Below are 23,828 nucleotides of genomic sequence, written 5' to 3'. Positions count from 1 at the left end.
GAATTCCTTAGAAATTACTCATCATCATATTGAGGACCGGCATAGTTGTCGAAACGCGACCACTGTCCGTTAAAGGTCAGACGCACCGTCCCGATCGGGCCGTTACGTTGTTTACCAATAATAATTTCGGCGATCCCTTTCAGGTCGCTGTTCTCGTGATAAACCTCATCACGGTAGATGAACATGATTAAGTCGGCATCCTGCTCGATGGAGCCGGATTCACGCAGGTCGGAGTTGACCGGGCGCTTGTCAGCACGTTGTTCCAGGGAGCGGTTCAGCTGCGACAGCGCTACCACCGGCACGTGCAGCTCTTTGGCTAACGCCTTGAGCGAGCGGGAAATTTCGGCAATTTCCAGCGTACGGTTGTCTGAAAGCGACGGGACGCGCATCAGCTGAAGGTAGTCGATCATGATAAGGCCGATACCGCCGTGTTCACGGGCGATACGGCGCGCGCGGGAGCGAACTTCCGTCGGCGTCAGGCCGGAGGAGTCATCGATATAGATGTTACGCTTTTCCAGCAGAATGCCCATGGTGCCGGAGATGCGCGCCCAGTCCTCATCGTCGAGCTGACCGGTACGGATGCGGGTCTGATCCACGCGCGACAGCGATGCCAGGGAACGCATCATGATCTGCTCGGAGGGCATCTCAAGACTGAAGATCAGTACCGGTTTATCCTGCAACATCGCCGCGTTTTCGACGAGGTTCATCGCAAAAGTGGTTTTACCCATCGACGGACGCGCGGCGACGATAATCAAATCCGACGGCTGCAGGCCGGCGGTTTTCTTGTTCAAATCGTCATAGCCGGTGTTCACGCCGGTGACGCCATCGTGCGGCTGCTGGAACAGCTGTTCGATACGGGCCACGGTGGCGTCGAGGACATCGGCGATGTTTTTTGGCCCTTCGTCTTTATTGGCGCGGCTTTCGGCGATTTTAAAGACGCGGGACTCAGCAAGGTCGAGCAGGTCTTCGCTGGTGCGACCCTGCGGATCAAAACCGGCTTCGGCGATCTCGTTCGCCACCGATATCATCTCGCGGACGACGGCACGTTCGCGCACGATATCGGCATAAGCACTGATGTTCGCCGCACTAGGCGTGTTTTTTGACAGTTCCGCCAGATAGGCAAATCCGCCGCAGCTGTCGAGTTGCCCAAGACGCTCCAGCGATTCCGCGAGCGTAATCAGGTCGATCGGGCTGCCCGACTCCTGCAGACGCGCCATTTCGGTAAAGATGTGGCGGTGCGGACGGGTGTAGAAATCTTCCGCCACGACGCGCTCGGCGACGTCGTCCCAGCGTTCGTTATCCAGCATTAAACCGCCCAACACCGACTGTTCCGCTTCAATCGAGTGCGGCGGGACTTTTAACCCTGCGACCTGGAAATCACGCTCGCGAGGTTCAGTCTGTTTGTTGAAGGGTTTGTTTCCTGCCATAGTGAATGGAGTTACCGAGATAAAGAGTGGGTCGAAAGATTACCATATTTTTCTTACGGAGGGAGCATGGCAACACGCATTGAATTCCAGAAACACGGTGGGCCAGACGTACTGAAAGCGGTGGAGTTCACCCCCACCGCGCCTGGCGAAAGCGAAGTGCAGGTTGAAAACAAAGCCATCGGCATAAACTACATCGACACCTATATTCGCGGCGGGCTCTACCCGCCTCCGTCGATGCCGAGCGGCCTGGGCACCGAGGCCGCCGGTGTCGTCGTCAAAGTGGGCAGCGCGGTCAAACATATTAAAGAAGGCGACCGCGTGGTGTACGCGCAGTCTGCGCTGGGCGCTTACAGCTCCGTCCACAACGTTCCGGCGGATAAAGCCGCCCTGCTGCCTAACGCCATCTCCTTTGAGCAGGCAGCAGCCTCGTTCCTGAAAGGTTTAACCGTTTACTACCTGCTGCGCAAAACCTATGAAATTAAACCCGACGAGCAGTTCCTGTTTCATGCCGCAGCGGGTGGCGTCGGGCTCATCGCCTGTCAGTGGGCAAAAGCACTGGGCGCGAAGCTGATCGGCACCGTTGGGAATGCACAAAAAGCGCAGCGCGCGCTGCAGGCGGGCGCCTGGCAGGTGATTAACTACCGTGAAGAGAGCATTGTTGAGCGGCTGAAGGAGATCACCAGCGGCAAAAAAGTGCGCGTGGTGTATGACTCGGTAGGGAAAGACACCTGGGAAGCCTCGCTGGACTGCCTGCAGCGCCGTGGTCTGATGGTAAGCTTCGGGAATGCGTCAGGCGCGGTGACCGGCGTTAACCTGGGCATCCTGAACCAGAAAGGTTCTCTGTATGTGACTCGCCCTTCCCTGCAAGGATACATCACCAACCGGGAAGAACTTGAGGAAGCCAGCAACGAGCTGTTCTCGCTGATCGCCAGCGGCGTCATTAAGGTGGATGTGGCAGAGGCGCAGAAATACCCGCTAACCGATGCGCAGCGCGCGCATGAGGTGCTGGAGAGCCGGGCGACGCAGGGGTCAAGTTTGTTGATTCCCTGAGCCCCAAAAAGAAATTGGGCTTCCCGTGGGAAGCCCTTTCTTTTTTTAGTTCGGCTGTATGTAGGGTACAGCTCGATGAATTCGTTATCGGCAGTCATAGTGACAGATTCGATAAGTAAATCCTATTCTGTTCTAAGCCATACTGCCGGAAAAGTTACAAGTATGTGACGAACCCCTCAATACCTTAGTAACGGAAGCGGTTATTGCGCTGATAACTGGGCACTTTTGGCGCTTTAATCGCCCGAACCACCCACACGACCGCGATGGCCAGCAGTAGCCACGGCAGCAGTTTGATCGTCAGGGCAAACAGTCCGCCAATAAACATGACCACCGTCGCCACCACGATAGCCGCCAGAATGCCGAGCAGCGAAACGCCTGTCGCTAACAGCATGACAAAAAAGCCAATCACAAAAAGTAGTTCCAGCATGGTGCTCTCCCACGAGTTCCCGAGTAATGCAGTTAACATTACAAGAATCATGCCAGTATTAACCTGTTGTTATTAAAGCAAAACGCCCCGCGAGAATTCGCAGGGCGTGGTGAATTTGACGAACTTTTAGCGAAAGTTATCGCTTGTCTGCCACCAGGCGCAGCGCATGTTCCAGCACCTCAATATCGGCGCCGGCTTTATGTGCGTTTTCGCTCAGGTAGCGACGCCACTGACGCGCGCCCGGAATGCCCTGGAACAGCCCAAGCATATGGCGGGTGATATGGCCGAGATACGTACCGTTGCTCAGCTCGCGCTCAATGTAAGGATACATCGCACGCACGACGGCAACCGGATCGGTGTCTGCGCCTTCGATGCCAAAGATTTCGCGATCGACCATCGCCAGAATGCCCGGATTCTGATATGCCTCGCGCCCAACCATCACCCCATCCATATGCTCAAGGTGCGCTTTGGCCTCTTCCAGCGACTTGATGCCGCCGTTAATGGACATGGTCAGGTGCGGGAAGTCACGCTTCAGCTGATACACGCGCGGATAGTCCAGCGGCGGGATCTCACGGTTCTCTTTTGGGCTGAGGCCGGAGAGCCAGGCTTTTCGCGCGTGGATGATGAACGTCTCGCACTCGCCCTTTCCGGAGACCGTATTGATGAAGTCGCACAGGAATTCATAGCTGTCCTGGTCGTCAATGCCGATACGGGTTTTGACCGTCACCGGAATGGAAACGACGTCACGCATCGCCTTAATACAGTCCGCCACCAGCTGGGCATTCCCCATCAGGCAGGCACCGAACATGCCGTTTTGCACGCGGTCGGACGGACAGCCAACGTTCAGGTTGATCTCGTCGTAGCCGCGCGCTTCCGCCAGCTTCGCGCACTGCGCCAGCGCGGCCGGATCGCTGCCGCCCAGCTGCAGGGCAACCGGATGCTCTTCTTCGCTATAGGCCAGATAATCGCCCTTCCCGTGGATGATTGCGCCCGTAGTCACCATTTCGGTGTACAGCAGCGTATGGCGGGAGAGCTGGCGCAGGAAATAGCGGCAGTGTCTGTCCGTCCAGTCGAGCATCGGCGCAATGGAGAAACGGTGTGCAGGGAAAGCGGTCTGTGATTCTGACGACATGGCGAAGTTTTAAGCATCTGGTGGAAAAGGGGCGCTACTATAGCACAAAGAAAAGCCGGAGGCGCAGCGCCTCCGGTGGACTTTAGAACGTCATGCTCAGCTGAGCCCCTGCGCCCCAGGTTTCGTCTTCACCGTACAGGCCCATCAGGTCAACATGAACGGTACTGAACGGCGCGAAACCGACACCGCCGGTAAAGACATTGCTGTCGTTACCCTTCACGTCCGCGCGATAACCCGCACGCACCGCCAGCCAGCTGAGCGGCGTCACCTCGGCACCCACGCCAACATACTGCGACGTATCTTCGCTCTTAAAGCCTTTGGTTTCCGTCAAATCGCCATCGGCGGTCAGCGTCACCAGATCGTTGTGCCAGGCGGCTCCGGCGGTCACTACAGGGCTGATTTGATAAGTATCACGCACGCCATCCACTTTCTTCGTGTCAATATCCCGGGAGAAGAGATTTTGTCCGGTTAAACCAACGGTCCAGTTATCACCAAAGTCAGCAGCAAGACCAGCATCAACGTTAAAACCAGTATCATCATTACGATAACGACTACTATTGATATCGCCACTGTCGAAGTTGTAGATGGAGACCGTATAGTTATAGAGCCAGGTTTTTTGCAGCTTAGGCGTGATACCTACAGAGACCGGTACGCCGCTAATGTCAAACTGGCGCGCCACCGCCACACCATAGTCCGAAACGATCGCCGCGCGACCAAAGCCTTTTGACTTCAAATCATTCGGATTTGCCACTAACGCGGTGGCTGGAACGGCCTCAATACCGCGCAATATGTCAATATCGCCCTGATCGATGTAAGAACTCACGCGGGCACGCGCATTCGCTTTTGCGACGAATGCTACGGATAACACGTCATTAGGAATGCTGACAGCAATCCCGGCACCCGCTTTACCGTTGGCGGTTTTTCCTTTCAGAGAATCCAGTTGATTAGCAAGATCGCCAGCGGCAGCTGAGACCTCCCTGGAGGCCTGGCTAGTGGGATTTAAGAGAGCGAAAAGGTTGATACTATCCAGAGTACTGCGATATTTGCTGACGTCGTCGCTGATATCATCAATCTTATCGCGCAGATTGTCCTTATCCGAAATCTGAGCGCCAATTGACGGCAGAATAACGGTTACATCATCATCCGGCTTTGCCTTTGCCAGCAGCGCCGGGTTTATCAATACTGCACTGCCATAGCTCCCTGCCGCAACGCCTGTTCCCCCCATTGCGTCACCGCGCGCTTCTGTCCAGGTATTGGCTGCTCCCGCCTGATTTGCCATAAACAAGGAAACAGCGATACTCACCACCGAAAATTTAAAATTTTTTTTCACAGTATGCCCGTTATAGTCTGTTATGAAATAACCCCTGTCTGTTATCACCCAAACAGGAACGAACTATTGCTGTGAATAAGTAGTAAAAGACCCGCTATTTCTATCCCTAAGTAAAACTCCCTTACGGCCTGTTATATTTTGTGACGGCCCTCAATATTTATAGAAGAGGAAATTATTTTTTCCCAGGTTTTCCATCATGCGGCCCAAAAAACTGTGGGGGATGGTCTACCCAGCGATCTTCCCGCGTGGCGGCATACACCGGGTTGAGGGGATAGTAGATGCGATTGTGCTTCTTGTTGGCCTCGCCTACGACCAGCAACCGCACCTCTTCCTCCGTGTTGTTGATAAAGGTGTGGCAGATACCGGTTCCGGCAGGAAATCCCACGCTGTCGCCAGGTTCAAGTTTCCATAAATAGCCATTTATCCACGCTTCTGGATAACCTTCGAGCACATAAATGAACTCTTCTTCATCGCTTTCCGCATGCGGATAGGACGTTCTGCGCCCTGGCGGCAAACGCTCATGATGGATACCAATGCGTCTGAGTCCAAGCTTACGAGCCAACGGGGCGCCGATAGAAAAAAGCTCATCGCTATCTGGATAGGTCGAATCATCCGCACCTTCTACGTCGCGCCAGTGCCGAATACAGTCAGGTTTTTTCATTGTTTATTTCCCGGTTTGTAATGGGTCAGGTATAGCACAGACTGGCGGATCTCGGTGTTTTTACCAGAACATGATAAAGTGGGGGTTTTCCGTCCTATAACATCCGGGGTGCTACATGGATAAGTCCACAAAAGAGCTGTTAGCGCAGGCCGAAAAGCTGTGCGCGCAACGCAATGTGCGCCTGACTCCGCAGCGCCTTGAAGTATTACGTCTGATGAGCCTGCAGCAGGGTGCCATCAGCGCCTACGATCTGCTCGATCTGCTCCGCGAAAGCGAGCCGCAGGCAAAGCCGCCAACGGTGTATCGCGCCCTGGATTTCCTGCTTGAACAAGGGTTCGTGCACAAGGTGGAATCCACCAACAGCTATGTGCTGTGCCATCTGTTCGATCAGCCTACCCACACATCGGCGATGTTTATCTGTGACCGCTGCGGCGTGGTGAAAGAAGAGGCTGCAGAAGGCGTGGAAGACATTATGCATACGCTGGCAGCGAAAATGGGGTTTGCCCTGCGTCATAACGTGATTGAGGCGCACGGGCTCTGTTCCGCGTGCGTGGAGGTGGAAGCCTGTCGTCATCAGGACGCGTGCCAGCACGACCACTCAATTCTTGTGAAGAAAAAGCCGCGTTAACGGCAAAAGAAAAGGCGGCTTAGAGCCGCCCTGTGGGTTATTCAGCGTTACCAGCGGTAGTCGTTACGGGTTTCCCAGTCTTTGACTTCGTTTTCCGCCTGATCTTTCGCGTAGCCGTAACGTTCCTGAATTTTACCGACAAGCTGATCGCGTTTACCTTCAATGACGGTCATATCGTCATCCGTCAGCTTACCCCACTTTTCTTTCGCTTTACCTTTGAACTGCTTCCAGTTGCCGCCGATTTCGTCTTTATTCATCATCGTGTCCTCTTAGTTAAGCGTCGGGTCGTAACGTCCGTTACGTTCTTTTCTGCTGGACGTGATAATTATTGTAGTTAAGGATTCGGCAGTTGGTTTCATATTCGGAATCTTTAACCGTCACGATATATCGTGACGTGAAGGGAACCAGGTATTGTTTTGCCAGTGGCGGTGCCAGATAAACGCCAGCGACAACCCTCGCAGCGAGAGGAAAACGGCCAGGGCCAGCCACAAACCGTGATTACCCAGCCAGGGGAGCGTCAGCAGCGTCAGGCCAAACCCTGCCGCCGCGACCGCCATACTGTTACGCATTTCCGCTCCGCGCGTCGCACCAATAAACATGCCGTCCAGCAGATAACACCAGACGCCGACCACCGGTAAGACGACTTGCCAGATGAGATAGTGACTCGCCAGCTCGCGCAGCGCAGGAAGAGACGTCAGCAATGCAACGATCTGCTCACCAAAGCAGGCGTAAACCAGGCCAAACGCCAGCGCCACCAGTCCCGACTGACGGCAGGCTGCCCGCCAGACATCCCGTAGTTGCCCGCTTTCGCGCGCACCGTACGCCTGCCCGGAATGCGCTTCAACCGCATAGGCAAAACCGTCCAGCGCGTAGGCGGTGAACGTCAGCAACGTCATCAATACTGCGTTGACCGCGACGATTTCTGGCCCCAGTCGAGCCCCGAAAACCGTCAGCGCCCCGAAGCAGAGCTGAAGAAGAAGCGAGCGCAGCATGATGTCACGATTGAGCGCAAGCAGCTTACGGATATTGCCGCGCCATGCGTTTTTGAGCAGCGCCAGGGAGATGCCGCGCATCGCCAGCACGCGCCAGACCATCCACAGGCCAATGATAAAGGCCCCGTATTCGGCAATCGCCGTCGCAAGCGCCGCGCCCTGCACGTTCATATGCAGACCCATGACCAGCCAGACATCCAAAACGATATTGAGCAGGTTACCCACCACCAGCAAAATCACGGGTGCACGGGCGTACTGAACGCCCAGTAGCCACCCCAGCAGAACCAGGTTAGCCAGTGACGCGGGCGCGCTGAGCCAGCGGATTTCAAGGAAACGTCGCGCCTGTGCCAGTACCGCCTCGCTGCCGCCAACAACATGAAGCGCAAGGTCGATCAGGGGCGCACGTAATAAAACGATTAACGCCCCCGCGCCAAGCGCGAGGATCAGCGGCTGGACCAGCGCGCGCGCCAGACGCAGCGGATCTTTTGCACCATAAGCCTGTGCCGTGAGCCCGGTGGTGCTCATACGCAAAAAGAGCAGCAGCATAAACAGGAAGCTGGTTGCCGTCGCGCCAATCGCCACGCCGCCAAGATAAACAGGCGAATCAAGATGGCCAATAACGGCAGTATCGACCAGACCCAGCAAGGGAACGGTAATATTGGAGAAGATCATCGGCAGAGCAAGACGCCACAATGCCTTATCGGATGCCGTCAGCAGTGACATGAAAAATACCGGGTGTGGAGAATGAAGCAGGCTACAGCGGCACCATAGCCTGTCAGGAAGAGGTTACAGCCATTCGCCGTTGCGAATGACCCCAACCGCCAGTCCTTCGATAGAGAAGTTGTGTTCGCGCAGATCGACCACAATCGGGGAGAACTCGTTGTTTTCAGGCAGTAGCTGAACGGTGTTCCCCTGTTTTTTCAGACGCTTGACGGTCACTTCGTCGTCAATGCGCGCCACCACCACCTGGCCGTTACGCACATCCTGCGTTTTGTGCACCGCAAGCAGATCGCCGTCAAGAATGCCGATGTCTTTCATCGACATGCCGCTGACGCGCAGCAGGAAATCAGCGCTCGGTTTGAACATGGCTGGATCGACCTGGTAGTGGCCTTCAATATGCTGCTGTGCCAGTAAAGGCTCACCGGCGGCAACACGTCCCACCAGCGGAATGCCCGTCTCTTCTTCCACCAGCAGGCGGATACCACGCGACGCGCCCGAGACAATCTCAATCACGCCCTTACGCGCCAGCGCTTTCAGGTGTTCTTCGGCAGCATTCGGAGAACGGAAGCCCAGACGCTGCGCGATTTCCGCACGCGTGGGTGGCATACCCGTCTGGCCGATATGATCCCGGATGAGATCAAACACCTCTTGCTGCCTGGTCGTTAACGCTTTCATTCCGCCCCCTGGGTGTATATACAGTTATGCTGTGAGTATATACAGTCAAAGGCGATTTTGGAACCAAAAACTGCACAAAAAACCAGGGACTTAATTATTCCTCGAGGCTCATCGGAAATGTGACCAAAGCAGCGTGACCCAGGTGATAGCGGCAGTGATAATCGCCAGCAACACGGCAGCAGAGCCCATGTCTTTTGCGCGGCCAGAAAGTTCATGGAAATCTGAACCAATGCGATCAACCACGGCCTCAATAGCGCTATTAAGAATTTCCACTATCATCACCAGAAGCACGGAACCGATAAGAAGTACGCGGGTAATAGCATCAACATCAAGATAACAGGCGACGATCACCGCGATGATAGCGGCGACGCCCTCCTGGCGAAAGGCGGCTTCGTTGATCCACGCGGCACGGAAACCTTTCCATGAATAGCCGGCGGCTTTGATGATACGCGTTAACCCAGTGGTATTATTGGCCATTAAAAGAACCTTTTATGAAAAAAAGCGTCAGTAACAGGAACTGTAGCGCGTTTCGCTACAGCCTGAAGTATGACGGGTAACAACAGAAATTTTGCGCGCTTTCTGTTATCCTTGCGCCGCAATTGCATTATTAACCAGAGGCTTTACATCGTTTATGTCCGGCTGGCCACGAATTTACTACAAATTACTTAATTTACCATTAAGCATCCTGGTAAAAAGCAAGTCTATCCCAGCAGAACCCGCGCTGGAATTGGGGCTCGATACGTCACGTCCTATTATGTACGTTTTGCCTTATAACTCGAAGGCAGACTTACTGACGCTTCGCGCCCAGTGTCTGGCGCATGACTTACCTGACCCGCTTGAACCGCTTGAAGTTGACGGTACGCTGCTGCCGCGCTATGTGTTCATTCACGGTGGACCGCGCGTGTTTACCTACTACACGCCAAAAGAAGAGTCCATCAAGCTGTTCCATGACTATCTCGACCTGCACCGCAGCAACCCCGATCTGGATGTGCAGATGGTGCCGGTATCGGTGATGTTTGGTCGTCGTCCGGGCCGTGAAAAAGGTGAAGAGAACCCGCCGCTGCGCATGCTAAACGGCATCCAGAAGTTCTTTGCGGTCTCCTGGCTGGGACGCGACAGCTTTGTGCGTTTCTCCCCTTCCGTTTCGCTGCGTCGCATGGCGGACGAGCACGGCACCGACAAGATCATCGCGCAAAAACTGGCGCGCGTGGCGCGTATGCACTTCGCCCGTCAGCGCCTGGCTGCCGTTGGGCCGCGTCTCCCGGCGCGTCAGGATCTGTTCAACAAGCTGCTGGCCTCCAAAGCGATTGCCCGCGCCGTTGAAGACGAAGCGCGCAGCAAGAAAATATCGCATGAGAAAGCCCAGCAGAACGCCATTGCGCTGATGGAAGAGATTGCAGCGAACTTCTCTTACGAGATGATTCGCCTGTCCGATCGTATTCTCGGCTTTACCTGGAACCGTCTCTACCAGGGCATCAACGTTCATAACGCCGAGCGCGTGCGTCAGCTGGCGCATGATGGCCATGAGATTGTCTATGTTCCCTGCCACCGCAGCCACATGGACTACCTGCTCCTTTCCTACGTGCTCTATCATCAGGGGCTGGTACCACCGCACATCGCAGCCGGTATCAACCTGAACTTCTGGCCAGCGGGCCCGATTTTCCGCCGCCTGGGCGCGTTCTTTATTCGTCGTACCTTCAAGGGCAACAAGCTCTACTCCACCGTGTTCCGTGAGTATCTGGGCGAGCTGTTCAGCCGCGGCTATTCCGTGGAGTACTTCGTGGAAGGTGGGCGTTCCCGTACCGGACGTCTGCTCGATCCTAAGACCGGCACGCTGTCGATGACCATCCAGGCGATGCTGCGCGGAGGAACCCGTCCCATCACGCTGGTGCCTATCTACATTGGCTATGAGCACGTGATGGAAGTGGGCACGTACGCCAAAGAGCTGCGCGGTGCGACCAAAGAAAAAGAGAGCCTGCCGCAGATGCTGCGCGGCCTGAGCAAGCTGCGCAATCTCGGTCAGGGCTACGTGAACTTTGGCGAACCAATGCCGCTGATGACGTACCTGAACCATCACGTTCCCGAGTGGCGCGAATCCATCGATCCTATCGAAGCGATTCGTCCGGCCTGGCTGACGCCAACGGTCAACGGCATCGCGTCCGAGCTGATGGTGCGCATAAACAACGCCGGTGCGGCTAACGCCATGAACCTGTGCTGTACGGCGCTTCTGGCTTCGCGTCAGCGCTCGCTGACCCGTGAACAGCTCACGGAGCAGCTGGATTGCTATCTGGATATGATGCGCAACGTGCCGTATTCCGTTGATTCAACCGTGCCTTCTGCGACCGCCAGTGAGCTTATCGATCACGCGCTGCAGATGAACAAGTTTGAAGTCGAAAAGGACACGATCGGCGACATCATCATTCTGCCGCGCGAGCAGGCAGTGCTGATGACCTACTACCGAAACAACATCACCCATATGCTGATGCTACCGTCGCTCATGGCGGCTATCATCACCCAGCATCGCCGTATCTCGCGTCAGGAACTCTTGCGTCACGTTGAAACGCTCTATCCGATGCTGAAAGCGGAGCTGTTCCTGCGCTGGAGTAAGGATGAGCTGGCGGGCGAGCTGGATAAACTGACGGAAGAGCTGCGTCGCCAGGGGCTGATCACCGTCACGAACGACGAGCTGAACATCAACCCGTCACGCTCCCGCACCCTGCAGCTGCTGGCAGCCGGTGCGCGCGAAACGCTGCAGCGCTACGCCATTACGTTCTGGCTGCTGAGTGCGAACCCGTCTATCAACCGCGGTACGCTGGAGAAAGAGAGCCGGACGCTGGCCCAGCGCCTGTCCGTTCTGCACGGCATTAACGCCCCTGAATTCTTCGACAAAGCGGTCTTCAGTTCCCTGGTGCTGACGCTTCGCGATGAAGGCTTCATCAGCGATACGGGTGATGCCGAGCCGGAAGAGACGCTGAAGGTGTACCAGATGCTGGCAGAGCTGATTACCTCGGACGTGCGTTTGACGATTGAGAGCGCCACGCAGGGCGAGTAACGCAATGCCGGGTTATGGCCCGGCCTGACGCCCTGGATAATAAAAAGGCCCGGTAAGCGCTGACGCTACCGGGCCTTATTTTTAGCCTTGTTAAATCACCGCATTCAGCTGAGCAGCGTAAAGGCAATCATCCCGACAATCGCACCCGTCGTACCGAGGATGGTCTCCATCAGCGTCCAGGTTTTCAGGGTTTGCGCTTCGGTGGCACCGGTAAATTTACCGAACAGCCAGAAGCCCGCGTCGTTAACGTGAGAAACCACAATCGAACCGCCCGCAATACAGATAGACAGCGCGGCCATCTGCGCACCGGAGTAGTTCAGCTGTTCAATCACCGGCATCACCAGACCCACGGCGGTTAAACACGCCACGGTAGCGGAACCCTGGATGATACGTACCGCCGCAGCCAATACGAAACAGGTTACCGCAATCGGCAGGCCCATCCCGGTCAGCGCTTCGCCCAGAGCCGGGCCCACGCCGGAATCCACCAGTACCTGCTTGAACACGCCGCCGGCACCGATCACCAGCAGGATAATCCCCGCAGGCTGCAGCGCGGCACCGCAGATCTCCATCACCCGGTCTTTTGGCATTCCCTGACGCATCGCCAGACCGTAAATCGCCACCAGACAGGCCACCAGGATCGCCGTGAACGGGTGACCGATGAACTCAAACCATTCATAGGCGCTGGAACCCACCGGCACAAAGCGCGCGGCGATGGTTTTCAGACCCACGAGAACCAGCGGGAGCAGGATCAGCGACAGGCTGAAGCCGAAGGACGGCATTTTGCCCTCGCCCAGGTGCGGCTCGGTGATGTCATCCGGGATATGCAGCTCAACGTAACGGCTGATGAAGTTGCCCCACAGCGGACCGGCAATAATCATCCCCGGGATTGCCGCGCACAGGCCAATCAGGATCATCCAGCCAAAGTCAGCGTGCATCTGGGACGCCAGCAGCATCGGCGCAGGCCCAGGCAGCAGAAACGCCGCGGCCGCCGCCACGCCCGCAAACAGTGGAATAACCAGCTTCACAAGGTTTGTGCCGGTATGGCGCGCCATGGAGAACGCGACGCTTATCAGCAGCACAACGGCCACTTCGAAGAACAGCGGCAGCGCGCAAATCAGGCCCGCCAGGCCAATCGCGTAGTGCGCGCGGCTGTGGCCGAAGGATTTCAGCATTTTGACGGCAATCTGGTCGACCGCGCCCGTCTCGTGCAAAATCTTGCCAAACATCGCGCCCAGCGCGACCACAATCGCCAGGAAGCCCAGCGTACCGCCCATCCCTTTTTCCATCGTCGCGGCGATCTTGTCGAGCGGCATACCAGAAAAGAGACCTGCACCTATAGAAACCACCATCAAAGCAACAAAAGCGTGCATACGCGCCTTCATCACTAAAAACAGCAGCAGCAACACGGAACCCACTGCTGTCAAAACTAGCGTTAATGTACTCAAAACTTACTGCCTTTTATTAATGACCTCGATGGTGCTGGCAACAACACCCTCCAGTGACTGATCGATATCAACCACTAAGACGTCTTTCTCGTCTTCACCCGGCTCCTGCAGCGCTTCGAACTGCGTCACCAGCATCTGGGTTTTGAAGAAGTGACCTTTACGCGCCTTCAGACGGCTTTCAATCACCTCGAAATCCCCTTTCAGGTAGATGAAAGAGAGGTTCGGGTTACCGTCGCGCAGCAGGTCGCGGTAGGTTTTTTTCAGCGCAGAGCAGACGATCAGGGAGACTTTATTGGTACGCTGCATAGCGAACGCGGCGTCATTCAGCGCCTGCAACCACGGTTTGCGGTCGTCGTCGTTCAGCGGCTCGCCGGAGGCCATTTTCATGATGTTGCTGCGCGGATGGAGGAAGTCGCCATCAAGGAACGCAGCCTGGAGTTGATGCGCCACTTCGCTGGCTACGGCTGATTTCCCGCTACCGGAAACGCCCATCAGGACGTAGACGTGGTGATCGTGATTAGTCGTGCTCAAAGGGTGTCCCTCAGTCAATTGTTACGGGTAACAGTTATCGGTAACATTGTCCTGCCGGGGCAAAAGAGAAGCAATATCCAAACGTGCGCGAAGTGAATAAGTGTGAGCTACTTCAAATTTGTCAGTTCAAATAGATCCACCCGGTGACAAGGTGAAACCTAAATCTAACATTTTCGGGGTAACCGTCTCGCCACGAATGCGCGCCAGCAGGCGTTCTGCGCCAATACGGCCCATACGTTCACGCGGGGTCAGGACGCTCGCCAGACGCGGCTCCATCACCTGGCCAATGTCGTGGCCGTGGAAACCGGCGATCGCCATATCATCAGGGATCTTCAGCCCCAGACGCTGACACTCAAATGCTGCGCCGACCGCAAGGTCATCGTTGGTACAGAAAATACCGTCCAGTTGCGGATACTCGCGCCGCGCCTGACGCATCAGCTCAATACCCGACGTATAGGAGGAGGACTGCTCCACCATCACGCTGTACGGGGTTAAGTTTGCGTCGAGCATCGCCTGCTCGTATCCCTTCTGTTTGATGATAGTACGTTCATCAAGACGCGCACCCAGATAGGCGATATGACGATGCCCGCGGGCGATAATGGCCGCCGTCATCTGACGCGCCGCTTCGAAGTTATCAAACCCAACGGCAATATCGAGACACGGCGACTGGCTGTCCATCAACTCCACCACAGGGATACCCGCCACTTCGATCATTTTGAGCGTGCGGGCAGTGTGGGTACGTTCGGTTAAAATCAGGCCGTCAATGTTCCAGGAAAGCATCGACTCAAGACGTTCCTCTTCGAGTTCCGGCTTGTACCCATAGTGGGCGAGCATGGTCTGGTAGCCAAAAGCATCGGTGACGCTTTCAATTCCCCGCAATACTTCGGCGAAAACCTGGTTGGTCAGGGATGGAAGCAGGACGCCCACCGCACGGCTGGTTGCATTGGAGAGAATATCGGGTGCGCGGTTGGGGATATAACCCAGTTCATCAAGGGCAGCGGCAATCTTGCCACGTAACGCCACGGAAACCTGTTCCGGGTTACGTAAAAAACGGCTGACCGTCATTTTGGTCACACCGACGCGATCGGCGACATCCTGAAGTACGGGGCGTTTCTTTTTCATCGTCCTGAGAAATCTTGAAGTGAGAGATTTGCTCAGTTTATCACGGACAAAGCCCATCCTTCCCCTGTCAAAGGGAAGGATGGGCATTTATTTATGTTTTATTACACCGGCGGCAGGTCAAACAGCAGAATTTCGCTTTCGCTGTCGGCATGCACGGAGAGCGCCTGCTCATCCCAGATGGCCAGACCATCGGCGGTGGTTGCTTTAGTGCCGTTGATGGACACTTCACCTTTCACCACCTGGATCCAGACGCGGCGGTTAGCGGCAATCTGATGGACAGACTGTTCGTCTTTCGCCAGCGCCCAGCGGTACAGCTCCATATCCTGATGCACTTTCAGGGAACCTTCACGCGCATCCGGGGACAGCACCAGCTGTTTGCCCTGTTTCGCGTCGAAGCGGCGCTGCTCGTAGCGCGGCGTGATGCCGGTCTCTTCTGGAATGATCCAGATTTGATACAGGTGCAGTTTTTCCGTTTTGCTCGGGTTGTACTCGGAGTGACGCACCCCGGTACCCGCGCTCATAATCTGGAACTCGCCCGCCGGAACCTGCTCTTTGTTGCCCATGCTGTCCTGGTGCTCAACCGCCCCTTCCAGCACATAGGTCAGGATTTCCATGTCTTTGTGCGGGTGGGTACCGAAGCCCTGCCCTGCATCAATCACGTCGTCGTTAATCACGCGCAGTGCGGAGAAGCCCATGAAGTTCGGGTCGTAGTAGTCGGCAAACGAGAATGAATGCCATGAGTCCAGCCAGCCATGATTCGCGTGACCACGTTCGTTTGCTTTGCGTAAGTAGATCATTGTTTTCACCCTCAGTTCGTTTCGATGGAGTAAGTGTGGACGCAAACCGCCTGGGATCATAGAGGGTGAAAATTGACTCCTCTATTCAAAAATTATGAACAAGAGCAGAGGAGCCGTTTTTGCTTATTTTGCGAGGGTTACCGTGGCAGGAGAAGCCTGCTCGAAGGCCCGTTCAAGGATTTCGAGGTTGGTCAGAACGTCAGATTCCTTGACGTAATTCGGCGCGCCGGATGTGAGGGTTCCACAGAGCGCATCGTAGACGCGGCCATAGTCGCCAGTTTCCGGTTTCAGCTCCTCCCTGACCGTTACGCCCTCATCGTTCACGTACTCCAGGACGCCCACGGAATCATCCGCCGCAAAACCCGGTTCGCCCGGCATGATGTTAGCCTTCAGGCTGGTCTCCTGCTGGTCAATACCGTACTTAATGAACGAGCCTCGGGTGCCGTGAACGATAAATTTCGGGTAGTCGATCTTCACCAGATGGCTGGTTTTGACGATGGCTTTCAGGTCGCCGTAGAACAGCTGCGCTTCAAAAGTATCGTCCGGGTTGGCTTTATTACGCAGGCTGCGGATGTCATACGCCACGTGGTCCGGTCGGCCAAACAGGGAGATGATCTGGTCCATGGTGTGCACGCCCAGACCATAGAACGAGCCGTCCTGCGGCAGGCCGGGTTGCGTTTCCGCTACCGGACGGTAGTAATCGAAGTGGCTTTCTATTTCCACGATGTCGCCCAGCTTGCCGCTTTCAATCGCTTTTTTCGCTGTCAGGAAGCAGCTGTCAAAGCGACGGTTCTGATACGGCGTAACGGTCAGACCTTTGCTTTTCGCCAGCGCGAACAGCTCTTTCGCTTCGGCGATAGTCGGGGTGAACGGCTTTTCCACCAGCACGTTTTTACCCGCTTCGAGCGCGCGTTTCGCATACTCAAAATGGCTGTCGGCGTGGGTGCAGACGACGACAAGTTTAACCTGCGGGTCGCCCAATACCTCATCGAGATCGCTGGTGAAGTGGATGTGGGAATACTGTGGAGATTGCTCTTCCGGCTTCGCGCGGCGGCGGTAGATATGGGCCACATGCCAGCTGTCTTTACGGGTGAGAACATACGGCAGGTGATAGCGAGTCGTACTTTTACCAAATCCAATAAATGCGCAATGTAGTGTCATAGCTCAGTCCTTTTGGAAGGTTACTGAGTCTAACCATAACAAAAAAAAAGCCAGCTAAAAGCTGGCTAAAGTAATACTGGAAGCAATGTGAGCAATGTCGTGCTTTCAGGTTCCCGTAGAGGTCTTCCTGAACGCAAAGCAATAATAATCATTCTCATTCGCACTTGTCCAATACTTTTTGCAAAAAATAGCAGTTGACTCAAATTTTAAAGTCATCGATGTTGGAAGGGACCTTTAACTGACTGAGGAACAAGGAATGAGTGAGATAGTGATACGCCACGCGGAATCGAAAGATGCTGAAGCCTTACGCCAGAACTATATGCATCCGGGGGTGTATCACGACACGCTACAGCTACCTCATCCTTCCCTTGAGCACTGGCAAGAACGTCTTATCGCAAAACCCGGCCAAAAACGCCTTGTCGCCTGCATTGATGAACAACTTGTTGGCGATCTGATGCTTCAGGTTGAATCCAGCCCGCGACGCAGCCATGTGGCCACGTTCGGTATCAGCGTTGCGGCGCATGCACAGGGGCGCGGCGTGGGCAGTGCGTTGATGCGCGAGATGATAAACCTTTGCGATAACTGGATGCGTATTGAACGGATTGAATTAACGGTGTTTGCCGATAATCCTGCCGCTCTGGCGCTGTACCGGAAGTTTGGTTTCGAAATCGAAGGCACCGGCAAGAAATTTGCCCTGCGCAACGGTGAATATGTGGACGCGTATTATATGGCGAGAATGAAGTAGTGATTTGCCGGGTGGCGGCTTCGCCTTACCCGGCCTACGTTCGTGCAGTTGTAGGCCCGGTAAGCGCAGCGCCACCGGGCAATACATCAATACCCCGCCGACAAATCATCCACTGAACGCGGGTCCGATGCGCCAAACAGCGCCCCGTCCGGCCCCACCATAATGCTCTGGGTGCTGCCCATCGCCTCTTTCACCGCCACCTTTTGACCGCGCTGCTCCAGCAGCCTGATGGTATCCGGGCTAAAGCCCTTCTCGACGCGCAGCTCGTCCGGCAGCCACTGGTGATGGAAACGCGGGGCGTTAGTTGCTTCGGCGACGTTCATCCCAAAGTCGATGCTGTTCACCACCATTTGCAGCACGGTGGTGATAATCCGGCTGCCGCCTGGGCTGCCGGTCACCAGCCAGGTTTTCCCGTCTTTCACCACGATGGTGGGCGACATGGACGACAGCGGACGTTTCTTCGGCCCTACCGCATTCGCATCGCCGCCAACCAGCCCGTAGACGTTCGGCACGCCCGGTTTAGCAGAGAAGTCGTCCATCTCGTTGTTCAGCAGAATGCCGCTGTTGCCCGCCACAATCCCGGTGCCGAAGGTGGTGTTGAGCGTATAGGTCACCGCCACCGCGTTACCGTCTTTATCCACCACCGAGAAGTGAGTGGTCTGGTTGCTTTCATAAGGCGCCAGCTTGCCGGGGCGGATCTCGCTCGACGGCTTAGCCTTGTTGATGTCGATCTGATCGGCAATGGATTTGGCATAGGCTTTGTTAGTCAGCGCCTGCCACGGCACCTTCACGAAGTCCGGATCGCCGAGATATTCCGAGCGGTCGGCGTAGGCGCGTTTTTCCGCTTCCGCCATCACCTGCATGGCATCCGCGCTGCCGAAGCCGAACTTGTGCATATCGAAGTTTTCAAGAATGTTGAGGATCTGCACGATGTGAATGCCCCCGGAAGACGGTGGCGGCATGGAGAAGACCTCGTACCCGCGGTAGGTGCCGCTAATCGGCTCGCGCTCCACCGCCTTGTATTCCGCCAGATCCGCTTTGGTGATAAGCCCGCCGTTCTTCTGCATCTCTTGTGCAATCTGGTCGGCAATCGCTCCTTTGTAGAAGGCGTCCGGACCGTGCTCTGCAATCAGCTCCAGGCTTTTGGCGAGGTTCTTCTGCACCAGCTTATCGCCCTTCTTCAGCGGCTCGCCGTCTTTCCAGAAGATCGCTTTGCTGTTTTCATGATTCGGAATGACTTCGCTGCCGTAGGTTTTGAGATCGTCCGCCAGCGCATCGTTTACCACGAAGCCGTCGCGCGCCAGCTTGATGGCAGGCTGCACTACCTTGTTCAGCGGCAGGGTGCCGTATTTTTCCAGCGCCAGCGAGAAGCCCGCGACGGTGCCCGGCGTGCCGGTCGCGAGATGCGAGGTCAGGGATTTTTTGCTGTCAGGGTTACCCTGGTCGTCGAGGAACATATCGCGGGAGGCCTGAGAAGGCGCCATCTCGCGGAAGTCGATGGCCGTCGTTTTGCCGTCTTTGGTGCGCAGCATCATAAAGCCGCCTCCACCCAGGTTCCCCGCCTGCGGATGCGTTACCGCCAGCGCATAGCCGACGGCGACCGCGGCATCCACCGCGTTACCGCCCTGCCTGAGAATATCGACGCCCACTTTTGTTGCCAGCGCATCCACGGACGCTACCATGCCATGGGTTGCCCGTACGGGATGAAAAACATCTTCCTCCACGCCGTAAGAGACCGGAGGCGCCGCTGGCGGGTTGGCCGCCACGCTAAATGTACCGCCTGCCATCAGCGCGGCGAAGGCGACCCAGCGCAAAAACGTTGGTTTCATGATTATTGTTCTCCAGGTGAAGGGATCCATATTCCCCGCTTAAGCCTGGTTCACAACTCCTAAAAAATCATCGTCATGGTGAAATCAGGGTAAACTTAAGAGAGACCTCAAAAGGAGGAAATGACAATGAAACGCTTATTGATTCTTACGGCGCTGATCCCCTTTGCCGCGCTCGCACAGCCACTCAACACCATGAACAACCCGAACCAACAGGGCTATGTCATCCCGAGCCAGCAGCGTATGCAGACCGAGATGATGAGCCAGCAACAGCAGCAGAAAGGGATGCTTAATCAGCAGCTTAAAACGCAGACCCAGATGCAGCAGCAAAGCCTGCAAAATCAGATGAACGCCAACACCCAGCGCGTGCAGCAGGGGCAGGTGCGCGAGCAGCCGCTGCCGAATAAAAACGGCGGGATGTTAGGGGGAATGACGTCGTCAGGCAGCGGACAGCAGCATATGCTGCCGCCGCAGTCGAATGGCAGTATGCTTAATCCGCAGAACTAAAGTCCGGGCCGATCAGGTCGATTGCATCGGTACAGATGCTGTCCACGCCCCAGCGCAGCAGTTCGGCTGCACGCTGGGGTTTGTTAACCGTGTAGACCAGAATATGTAGACCCGCGTCTTTCAGCATATTCACCCGCGCCTCATCCAGCAGCCTGTGATTAAGATGGATAGAGACACAGGCTAAGCGCGTCGTCAGCTCGCGCCAGTCCTCGCGCCACTCGTCCAGCAGCAGCCCGCGAGGCAGCTCCGGCACGGCCGCCTGTGCCGCTTCCAGTGCGTCAATTTCAAATGATGACAGCAGCGGCGCGGTCATCCCTTCCCACAGCTCGCGCGCGGCCAGAGCAATCACTTTGCCCGTCAGCGGCCCGGTGCCGGTGGTCGGTTTGATTTCGATATTGGCCATCATGCCGTGCTGGCGACAGCGATCCGCCACTTCCGCCAGCAGCGGCAGCGGTTCGCCTTTGAATTCACCGCTGTACCAGCTTCCGGCGTCTACCTTCAGCAGGTCGCGCCACGGCAGCTCGCCCGCCACGCCCCAGCCGTTGCTGGTGCGCTCGAGGTTATCGTCATGCAGCAGGAAAATCTCGCCGTCTTTCGACAGCTTGGCGTCGAACTCGATCATCGTGTGACCGTAGCGCGCGCCAACGTCAATCGCCGCCAGCGTGTTTTCCGGCGCCAGCTTACCGCCGCCCCGGTGGGCGACGACGTGGGGATAAGGCCAGTTGCTCATACTCGTTGTCCTGTTTCACCGTCAAACAGGTGCAGATGATTTTCCGGCAGGTGGAGCCACAGCGTGCTGCCGGCTTTAGGGCGCTCCTGATGTGCCAGACGCACCACCATTTTTTGCTCGCCCCAGCGCCCGTGCGCCAGGTTATCTGCACCCAACATCTCCAGCGTGTCCATGACCAGCGGCACGCCGCCTTCCGCCTGAGAGGTTAAACCGATATGTTCCGGGCGGATACCGAGCGTCATCTTACGCCCGGCGTAGCCACGATAGTACCAGTTGATCGGCAATGCCATCCCGCTTTCCAGCTCAAAGTGCGAGCCCGCGCTGCTGATACGCCCTTCCAGCAGGTTCATCGCCGGGCTGCCGATAAAGCTCGCCACAAAGCGGGTGGCCGGTTTCTCGTACACCTCCACCGGGGTGCCAATCTGCTCGGCGATGCCTTTGTTCATCACCATCACGCGCTGGGCGAGCGTCATGGCTTCGACCTGATCGTGGGTCACGTACAGGGAGGTGGTTTTCAGACGACGGTGCAGCTGCTGCAGCTCAAGACGCATCTGCACGCGCAGCTTGGCGTCGAGGTTAGAGAGCGGCTCGTCGAACAGGAATACCGCCGGATCGCGCACGATGGCGCGCCCCATCGCCACGCGCTGGCGCTGTCCGCCGGAGAGCTCGCGCGGGCGGCGCTTAAGCAGGCCGTCGAGTACCAGAATGCGGGCGGCCTCCTTCACGCGCTCGTCGATATGGCCTTTGCCCATGCCGCGGATTTTCAGCCCCCAGGCCATGTTCTCTTCCACGCTCATGTGCGGATAGAGGGCGTAGTTCTGGAAGACCATCGCGATGCCGCGGTCTTTGGGCTCCATCTCGGTGACGCGCTGACGGTCAATCCAGATATCCCCGGAGGTCACGCGCTCCAGCCCCGCCACCATGCGCAGCAGCGTTGATTTGCCGCAGCCGGACGGGCCGACCATCACGATAAACTCCCCGTCCGCCACGTCGAGCGTCAGCGGCTGAATCACCTGGGTTTTGCCGTCCCAGCTTTTGGTTACTGCCTGAAGTTTTAAACCTGCCATCTTATTTCTCGCTATCGACCAGGCCGCGGACAAACGCACGCTGCATGGCTAAAACAATGACTACGGGTGGGATAAGGGTGAGCAGCATTGCCGCCATTACCTGGTTCCAGAGGGTGGTGCCTTCGCCGGTGGCGATCATGCCTTTGATGCCCGCCACGGCGGTGCCGAGGTTGACGTCCTGAATAATCAGCAGCGGCCACAGGTACTGGTTCCAGCCGTAGATAAAGGTGATCACAAACAGCGCCGCAAGGTTAGTTTTCGACAGCGGCAGCACGATATCGCGGAAGAAGCGCATCGGCGACGCGCCGTCGATGCGCGCCGCTTCAATCAGCTCGTCCGGCAGGGTCATAAAGAACTGGCGGAACAGGAAGGTGGCGGTCGCCGAGGCCATCAGCGGCAGGGTTAAGCCCGCGTAGCTGTCGAGCATCTTCAGGTTGGCGATCACCTCCACCGTCGGGAAGATACGCACCTCCACCGGCAGCATCAGGGTAATAAAAATCATCCAGAAAAACAGGTTACGCAGCGGAAAGCGGAACCAGACGATGGCGAAGGCCGACAGCATCGACACCGTGATTTTGCCCACCGTAATGCCGAACGCCATGATGAAGCTGTTGAGCATCATCAGCCAGAACGGCGCGCTGTTGGCGCCCACGCCCTGGGTCCAGATGGTCTTCATATTCTCGAAAAGATGCGTGCCTGGGATCAGCGTCATCGGCGTATCGAACACCGCTTTGGTGTCCAGCGTGGCGGCGACAAAGGCCACGTACAGCGGAAACAGGATGACGATAATCCCTAAAATCAGCATGGTATGGCTGAAAATCGTCAGCCCGCGACGGTTCTCAATCATTGGTAGCGCACCTTACTTTCAACATAGCGGAACTGCACCACCGTGAGGATGATGACGAGGAACATCAGCACCACCGACTGCGCGGCAGAAGCGGAGAGATCCAGCCCGGCGAAGCCTTCGCGGTAGATCTTATAGATAAGCGTCGTTGTCGCCTGCACCGGGCCGCCCGCGGTCGCCGCGTCGATCACCGGGAAGGTGTCGAAGAAGGCGTACACGAGGTTAACCACCAGCAGGAAGAAACTCACCGGGGCGATCAGCGGCAGCGACAGCCTGAAGAAGCGACGAATAGGCCCTGCTCCGTCAATTGCCGCGGCTTCCACCAGCGAGCGCGGAATGGACTGCAGCGCGGCAAAGAAGAACAGGAAGTTGTAGCTGATCTGCTTCCACACCGAGGCGAATACCACCAGGAACATCGCCTGACCGCTGTTCTGGGCATGGTTCCAGTCGTAGCCGAACTCTGCCAGGAAATGGGTAATCAGCCCGCGACCGGGGTTAAACAGGAAAATCCACAGTACGGCAGCGACGGCGGGTGCCACGGCGTACGGCAGCAGCATCAGGGTCTGATAAATACGACTTCCGCGCACCACGTAGTCCACCAGCGCGGCGAAAAACAGCGAGGCAACCAGACCGCTGACGGTGACCAGCGCGCTGAACTTCATCGTCGTCCAGAAGGCGTCCAGGTAGTAGCTGTCATGGAACAGCGCGGTGAAGTTGTCCAGCCCAACAAACTGGCTGGAGAGCCCGAACGGATCGACGCTTTGTACCGAGTACCACAGCGCTTCGCCCGCAGGCCAGATAAAGAAGATAACGGTGATGACCAGCTGAGGCGCGACCAACAGGTACGGCAGCCAGCGGGAACGGAACACCGGACGGGATGATGACATGGAGATTGGGTTCCTGAACAATGCCGGGTGGCGGCTACGCCTTACCCGGCCTACATGGGGCACGTCGTAGGC

At 56.5% G+C, this 23,828-nt stretch carries 24 protein-coding genes; 5 read left to right on the top strand and 19 right to left on the bottom strand.

The window, feature by feature from the left end:
* Positions 1 to 14 precede the first annotated feature (14 nt).
* Positions 15 to 1,427, bottom strand: a complete 1,413-nt coding sequence (gene dnaB, locus P349_RS03090) for a replicative DNA helicase (RefSeq protein WP_023310046.1) — start codon at positions 1,425 to 1,427, stop codon at positions 15 to 17.
* A 66-nt stretch (positions 1,428 to 1,493) separates the two neighbouring features.
* Here dnaB and P349_RS03095 point away from each other — a divergent pair, with 66 nt between their 5' ends.
* Complete coding sequence (locus P349_RS03095) at positions 1,494 to 2,477, top strand: quinone oxidoreductase (RefSeq protein ID WP_032650605.1); 984 nt, start codon at positions 1,494 to 1,496, stop codon at positions 2,475 to 2,477.
* Positions 2,478 to 2,661: 184 nt separating this feature from the next.
* On the opposite strand, the gene pspG is transcribed toward P349_RS03095, so the two are convergent.
* The 4 genes from pspG to P349_RS03115 all read right to left on the bottom strand — a co-directional run bounded on the left by pspG (position 2,662) and on the right by P349_RS03115 (position 6,027).
* A complete protein-coding gene (gene pspG, locus P349_RS03100) occupies positions 2,662 to 2,904 on the bottom strand; it encodes an envelope stress response protein PspG (RefSeq protein WP_032650602.1) in 243 nt (80 codons plus the stop codon).
* A gap of 136 nt (positions 2,905 to 3,040) precedes the next feature.
* On the bottom strand, positions 3,041 to 4,036 hold the full coding sequence (dusA, locus tag P349_RS03105; RefSeq protein ID WP_024906715.1) for a tRNA dihydrouridine(20/20a) synthase DusA: 996 nt from the start codon (positions 4,034 to 4,036) through the stop codon (positions 3,041 to 3,043).
* An 82-nt stretch (positions 4,037 to 4,118) separates the two neighbouring features.
* Complete coding sequence (locus P349_RS03110; protein ID WP_032650599.1) at positions 4,119 to 5,366, bottom strand: conjugal transfer protein TraF; 1,248 nt, start codon at positions 5,364 to 5,366, stop codon at positions 4,119 to 4,121.
* A gap of 172 nt (positions 5,367 to 5,538) precedes the next feature.
* On the bottom strand, positions 5,539 to 6,027 hold the full coding sequence (locus P349_RS03115; protein WP_024906713.1) for a cupin domain-containing protein: 489 nt from the start codon (positions 6,025 to 6,027) through the stop codon (positions 5,539 to 5,541).
* A gap of 115 nt (positions 6,028 to 6,142) precedes the next feature.
* On the opposite strand from P349_RS03115, the gene zur reads away from it, so the two are divergent.
* Complete coding sequence (gene zur, locus P349_RS03120; RefSeq protein WP_008503369.1) at positions 6,143 to 6,655, top strand: zinc uptake transcriptional repressor Zur; 513 nt, start codon at positions 6,143 to 6,145, stop codon at positions 6,653 to 6,655.
* A 47-nt stretch (positions 6,656 to 6,702) separates the two neighbouring features.
* Here zur and P349_RS03125 read toward each other — a convergent pair whose 3' ends face one another.
* The 4 genes from P349_RS03125 to P349_RS03140 form a co-directional block, all read right to left on the bottom strand.
* A complete protein-coding gene (locus P349_RS03125) occupies positions 6,703 to 6,912 on the bottom strand; it encodes a CsbD family protein (RefSeq protein ID WP_024906712.1) in 210 nt (69 codons plus the stop codon).
* Positions 6,913 to 7,032: 120 nt separating this feature from the next.
* A complete protein-coding gene (gene dinF / locus P349_RS03130) occupies positions 7,033 to 8,370 on the bottom strand; it encodes an MATE family efflux transporter DinF (RefSeq protein ID WP_032650594.1) in 1,338 nt (445 codons plus the stop codon).
* A 63-nt stretch (positions 8,371 to 8,433) separates the two neighbouring features.
* Entirely contained in the window at positions 8,434 to 9,042 is a 609-nt protein-coding gene (gene lexA / locus P349_RS03135) for a transcriptional repressor LexA (protein ID WP_024906710.1), read from the bottom strand.
* 108 nt (positions 9,043 to 9,150) lie between these two features.
* Complete coding sequence (locus P349_RS03140) at positions 9,151 to 9,519, bottom strand: diacylglycerol kinase (RefSeq protein WP_032650593.1); 369 nt, start codon at positions 9,517 to 9,519, stop codon at positions 9,151 to 9,153.
* A gap of 154 nt (positions 9,520 to 9,673) precedes the next feature.
* Between P349_RS03140 and plsB the strand changes: the two genes are divergently transcribed.
* Entirely contained in the window at positions 9,674 to 12,094 is a 2,421-nt protein-coding gene (gene plsB / locus P349_RS03145; protein ID WP_032650590.1) for a glycerol-3-phosphate 1-O-acyltransferase PlsB, read from the top strand.
* A 104-nt stretch (positions 12,095 to 12,198) separates the two neighbouring features.
* On the opposite strand, the gene gntU is transcribed toward plsB, so the two are convergent.
* The 5 genes from gntU to P349_RS03170 form a co-directional block, all read right to left on the bottom strand.
* The gene (gene gntU, locus P349_RS03150; RefSeq protein ID WP_010436459.1) at positions 12,199 to 13,539 is read right to left on the bottom strand and encodes a gluconate transporter; all 1,341 of its coding nucleotides are present in this window, start codon (positions 13,537 to 13,539) and stop codon (positions 12,199 to 12,201) included.
* Between the two features lie 3 nt (positions 13,540 to 13,542).
* Positions 13,543 to 14,070 carry a gluconokinase gene (gntK, locus tag P349_RS03155; RefSeq protein ID WP_008503362.1) on the bottom strand — a complete coding sequence of 176 codons (528 nt, stop codon included), beginning with the start codon at positions 14,068 to 14,070 and terminating at the stop codon, positions 13,543 to 13,545.
* Positions 14,071 to 14,196: 126 nt separating this feature from the next.
* Positions 14,197 to 15,192 (bottom strand): gluconate operon transcriptional repressor GntR, encoded by a 996-nt coding sequence (gene gntR / locus P349_RS03160; RefSeq protein ID WP_021242747.1) that lies wholly within the window; start codon positions 15,190 to 15,192, stop codon positions 14,197 to 14,199.
* Between the two features lie 101 nt (positions 15,193 to 15,293).
* Entirely contained in the window at positions 15,294 to 15,989 is a 696-nt protein-coding gene (locus P349_RS03165) for a pirin family protein (RefSeq protein WP_000639796.1), read from the bottom strand.
* 123 nt (positions 15,990 to 16,112) lie between these two features.
* The gene (locus P349_RS03170) at positions 16,113 to 17,150 is read right to left on the bottom strand and encodes an oxidoreductase (RefSeq protein WP_032650588.1); all 1,038 of its coding nucleotides are present in this window, start codon (positions 17,148 to 17,150) and stop codon (positions 16,113 to 16,115) included.
* Positions 17,151 to 17,406: 256 nt separating this feature from the next.
* Between P349_RS03170 and yhhY the strand changes: the two genes are divergently transcribed.
* Positions 17,407 to 17,895: an N-acetyltransferase gene (gene yhhY / locus P349_RS03175; protein ID WP_032650586.1), complete on the top strand. Its 489-nt coding sequence runs from the start codon at positions 17,407 to 17,409 to the stop codon at positions 17,893 to 17,895.
* Positions 17,896 to 17,981: 86 nt separating this feature from the next.
* Here the strand turns inward: yhhY and ggt are convergent, their stop codons facing one another.
* A complete protein-coding gene (ggt, locus tag P349_RS03180; RefSeq protein ID WP_032650584.1) occupies positions 17,982 to 19,724 on the bottom strand; it encodes a gamma-glutamyltransferase in 1,743 nt (580 codons plus the stop codon).
* A gap of 126 nt (positions 19,725 to 19,850) precedes the next feature.
* Here ggt and P349_RS03185 point away from each other — a divergent pair, with 126 nt between their 5' ends.
* Positions 19,851 to 20,228, top strand: coding sequence for a DUF2756 family protein (locus P349_RS03185; RefSeq protein ID WP_032650582.1), 378 nt, complete (start codon positions 19,851 to 19,853; stop codon positions 20,226 to 20,228).
* Here P349_RS03185 and ugpQ read toward each other — a convergent pair.
* The 4 genes from ugpQ to ugpA are packed head-to-tail and all read right to left on the bottom strand — an operon-like array spanning position 20,212 to position 23,756.
* Positions 20,212 to 20,958 (bottom strand): glycerophosphodiester phosphodiesterase, encoded by a 747-nt coding sequence (gene ugpQ / locus P349_RS03190; RefSeq protein WP_032650580.1) that lies wholly within the window; start codon positions 20,956 to 20,958, stop codon positions 20,212 to 20,214. The two genes, P349_RS03185 and ugpQ, sit on opposite strands and share 17 nt — an antisense overlap.
* Entirely contained in the window at positions 20,955 to 22,025 is a 1,071-nt protein-coding gene (locus P349_RS03195; protein ID WP_032650579.1) for a sn-glycerol-3-phosphate import ATP-binding protein UgpC, read from the bottom strand. The genes ugpQ and P349_RS03195 overlap by 4 nt, the downstream gene beginning before the upstream one ends.
* A 1-nt stretch (position 22,026) precedes the next feature.
* Positions 22,027 to 22,872, bottom strand: coding sequence for a sn-glycerol-3-phosphate ABC transporter permease UgpE (ugpE, locus tag P349_RS03200; RefSeq protein WP_013099125.1), 846 nt, complete (start codon positions 22,870 to 22,872; stop codon positions 22,027 to 22,029).
* Positions 22,869 to 23,756, bottom strand: coding sequence for a sn-glycerol-3-phosphate ABC transporter permease UgpA (ugpA, locus tag P349_RS03205; RefSeq protein ID WP_032650577.1), 888 nt, complete (start codon positions 23,754 to 23,756; stop codon positions 22,869 to 22,871). The genes ugpE and ugpA overlap by 4 nt, the downstream gene beginning before the upstream one ends.
* Positions 23,757 to 23,828: the final 72 nt, after the last annotated feature.

Source organism: Enterobacter sp. DC4 (assembly GCF_000568095.1).
Taxonomy (GTDB): domain Bacteria; phylum Pseudomonadota; class Gammaproteobacteria; order Enterobacterales; family Enterobacteriaceae; genus Enterobacter; species Enterobacter pseudoroggenkampii.
This window is presented reverse-complemented; position numbering and strand designations above follow the sequence as displayed.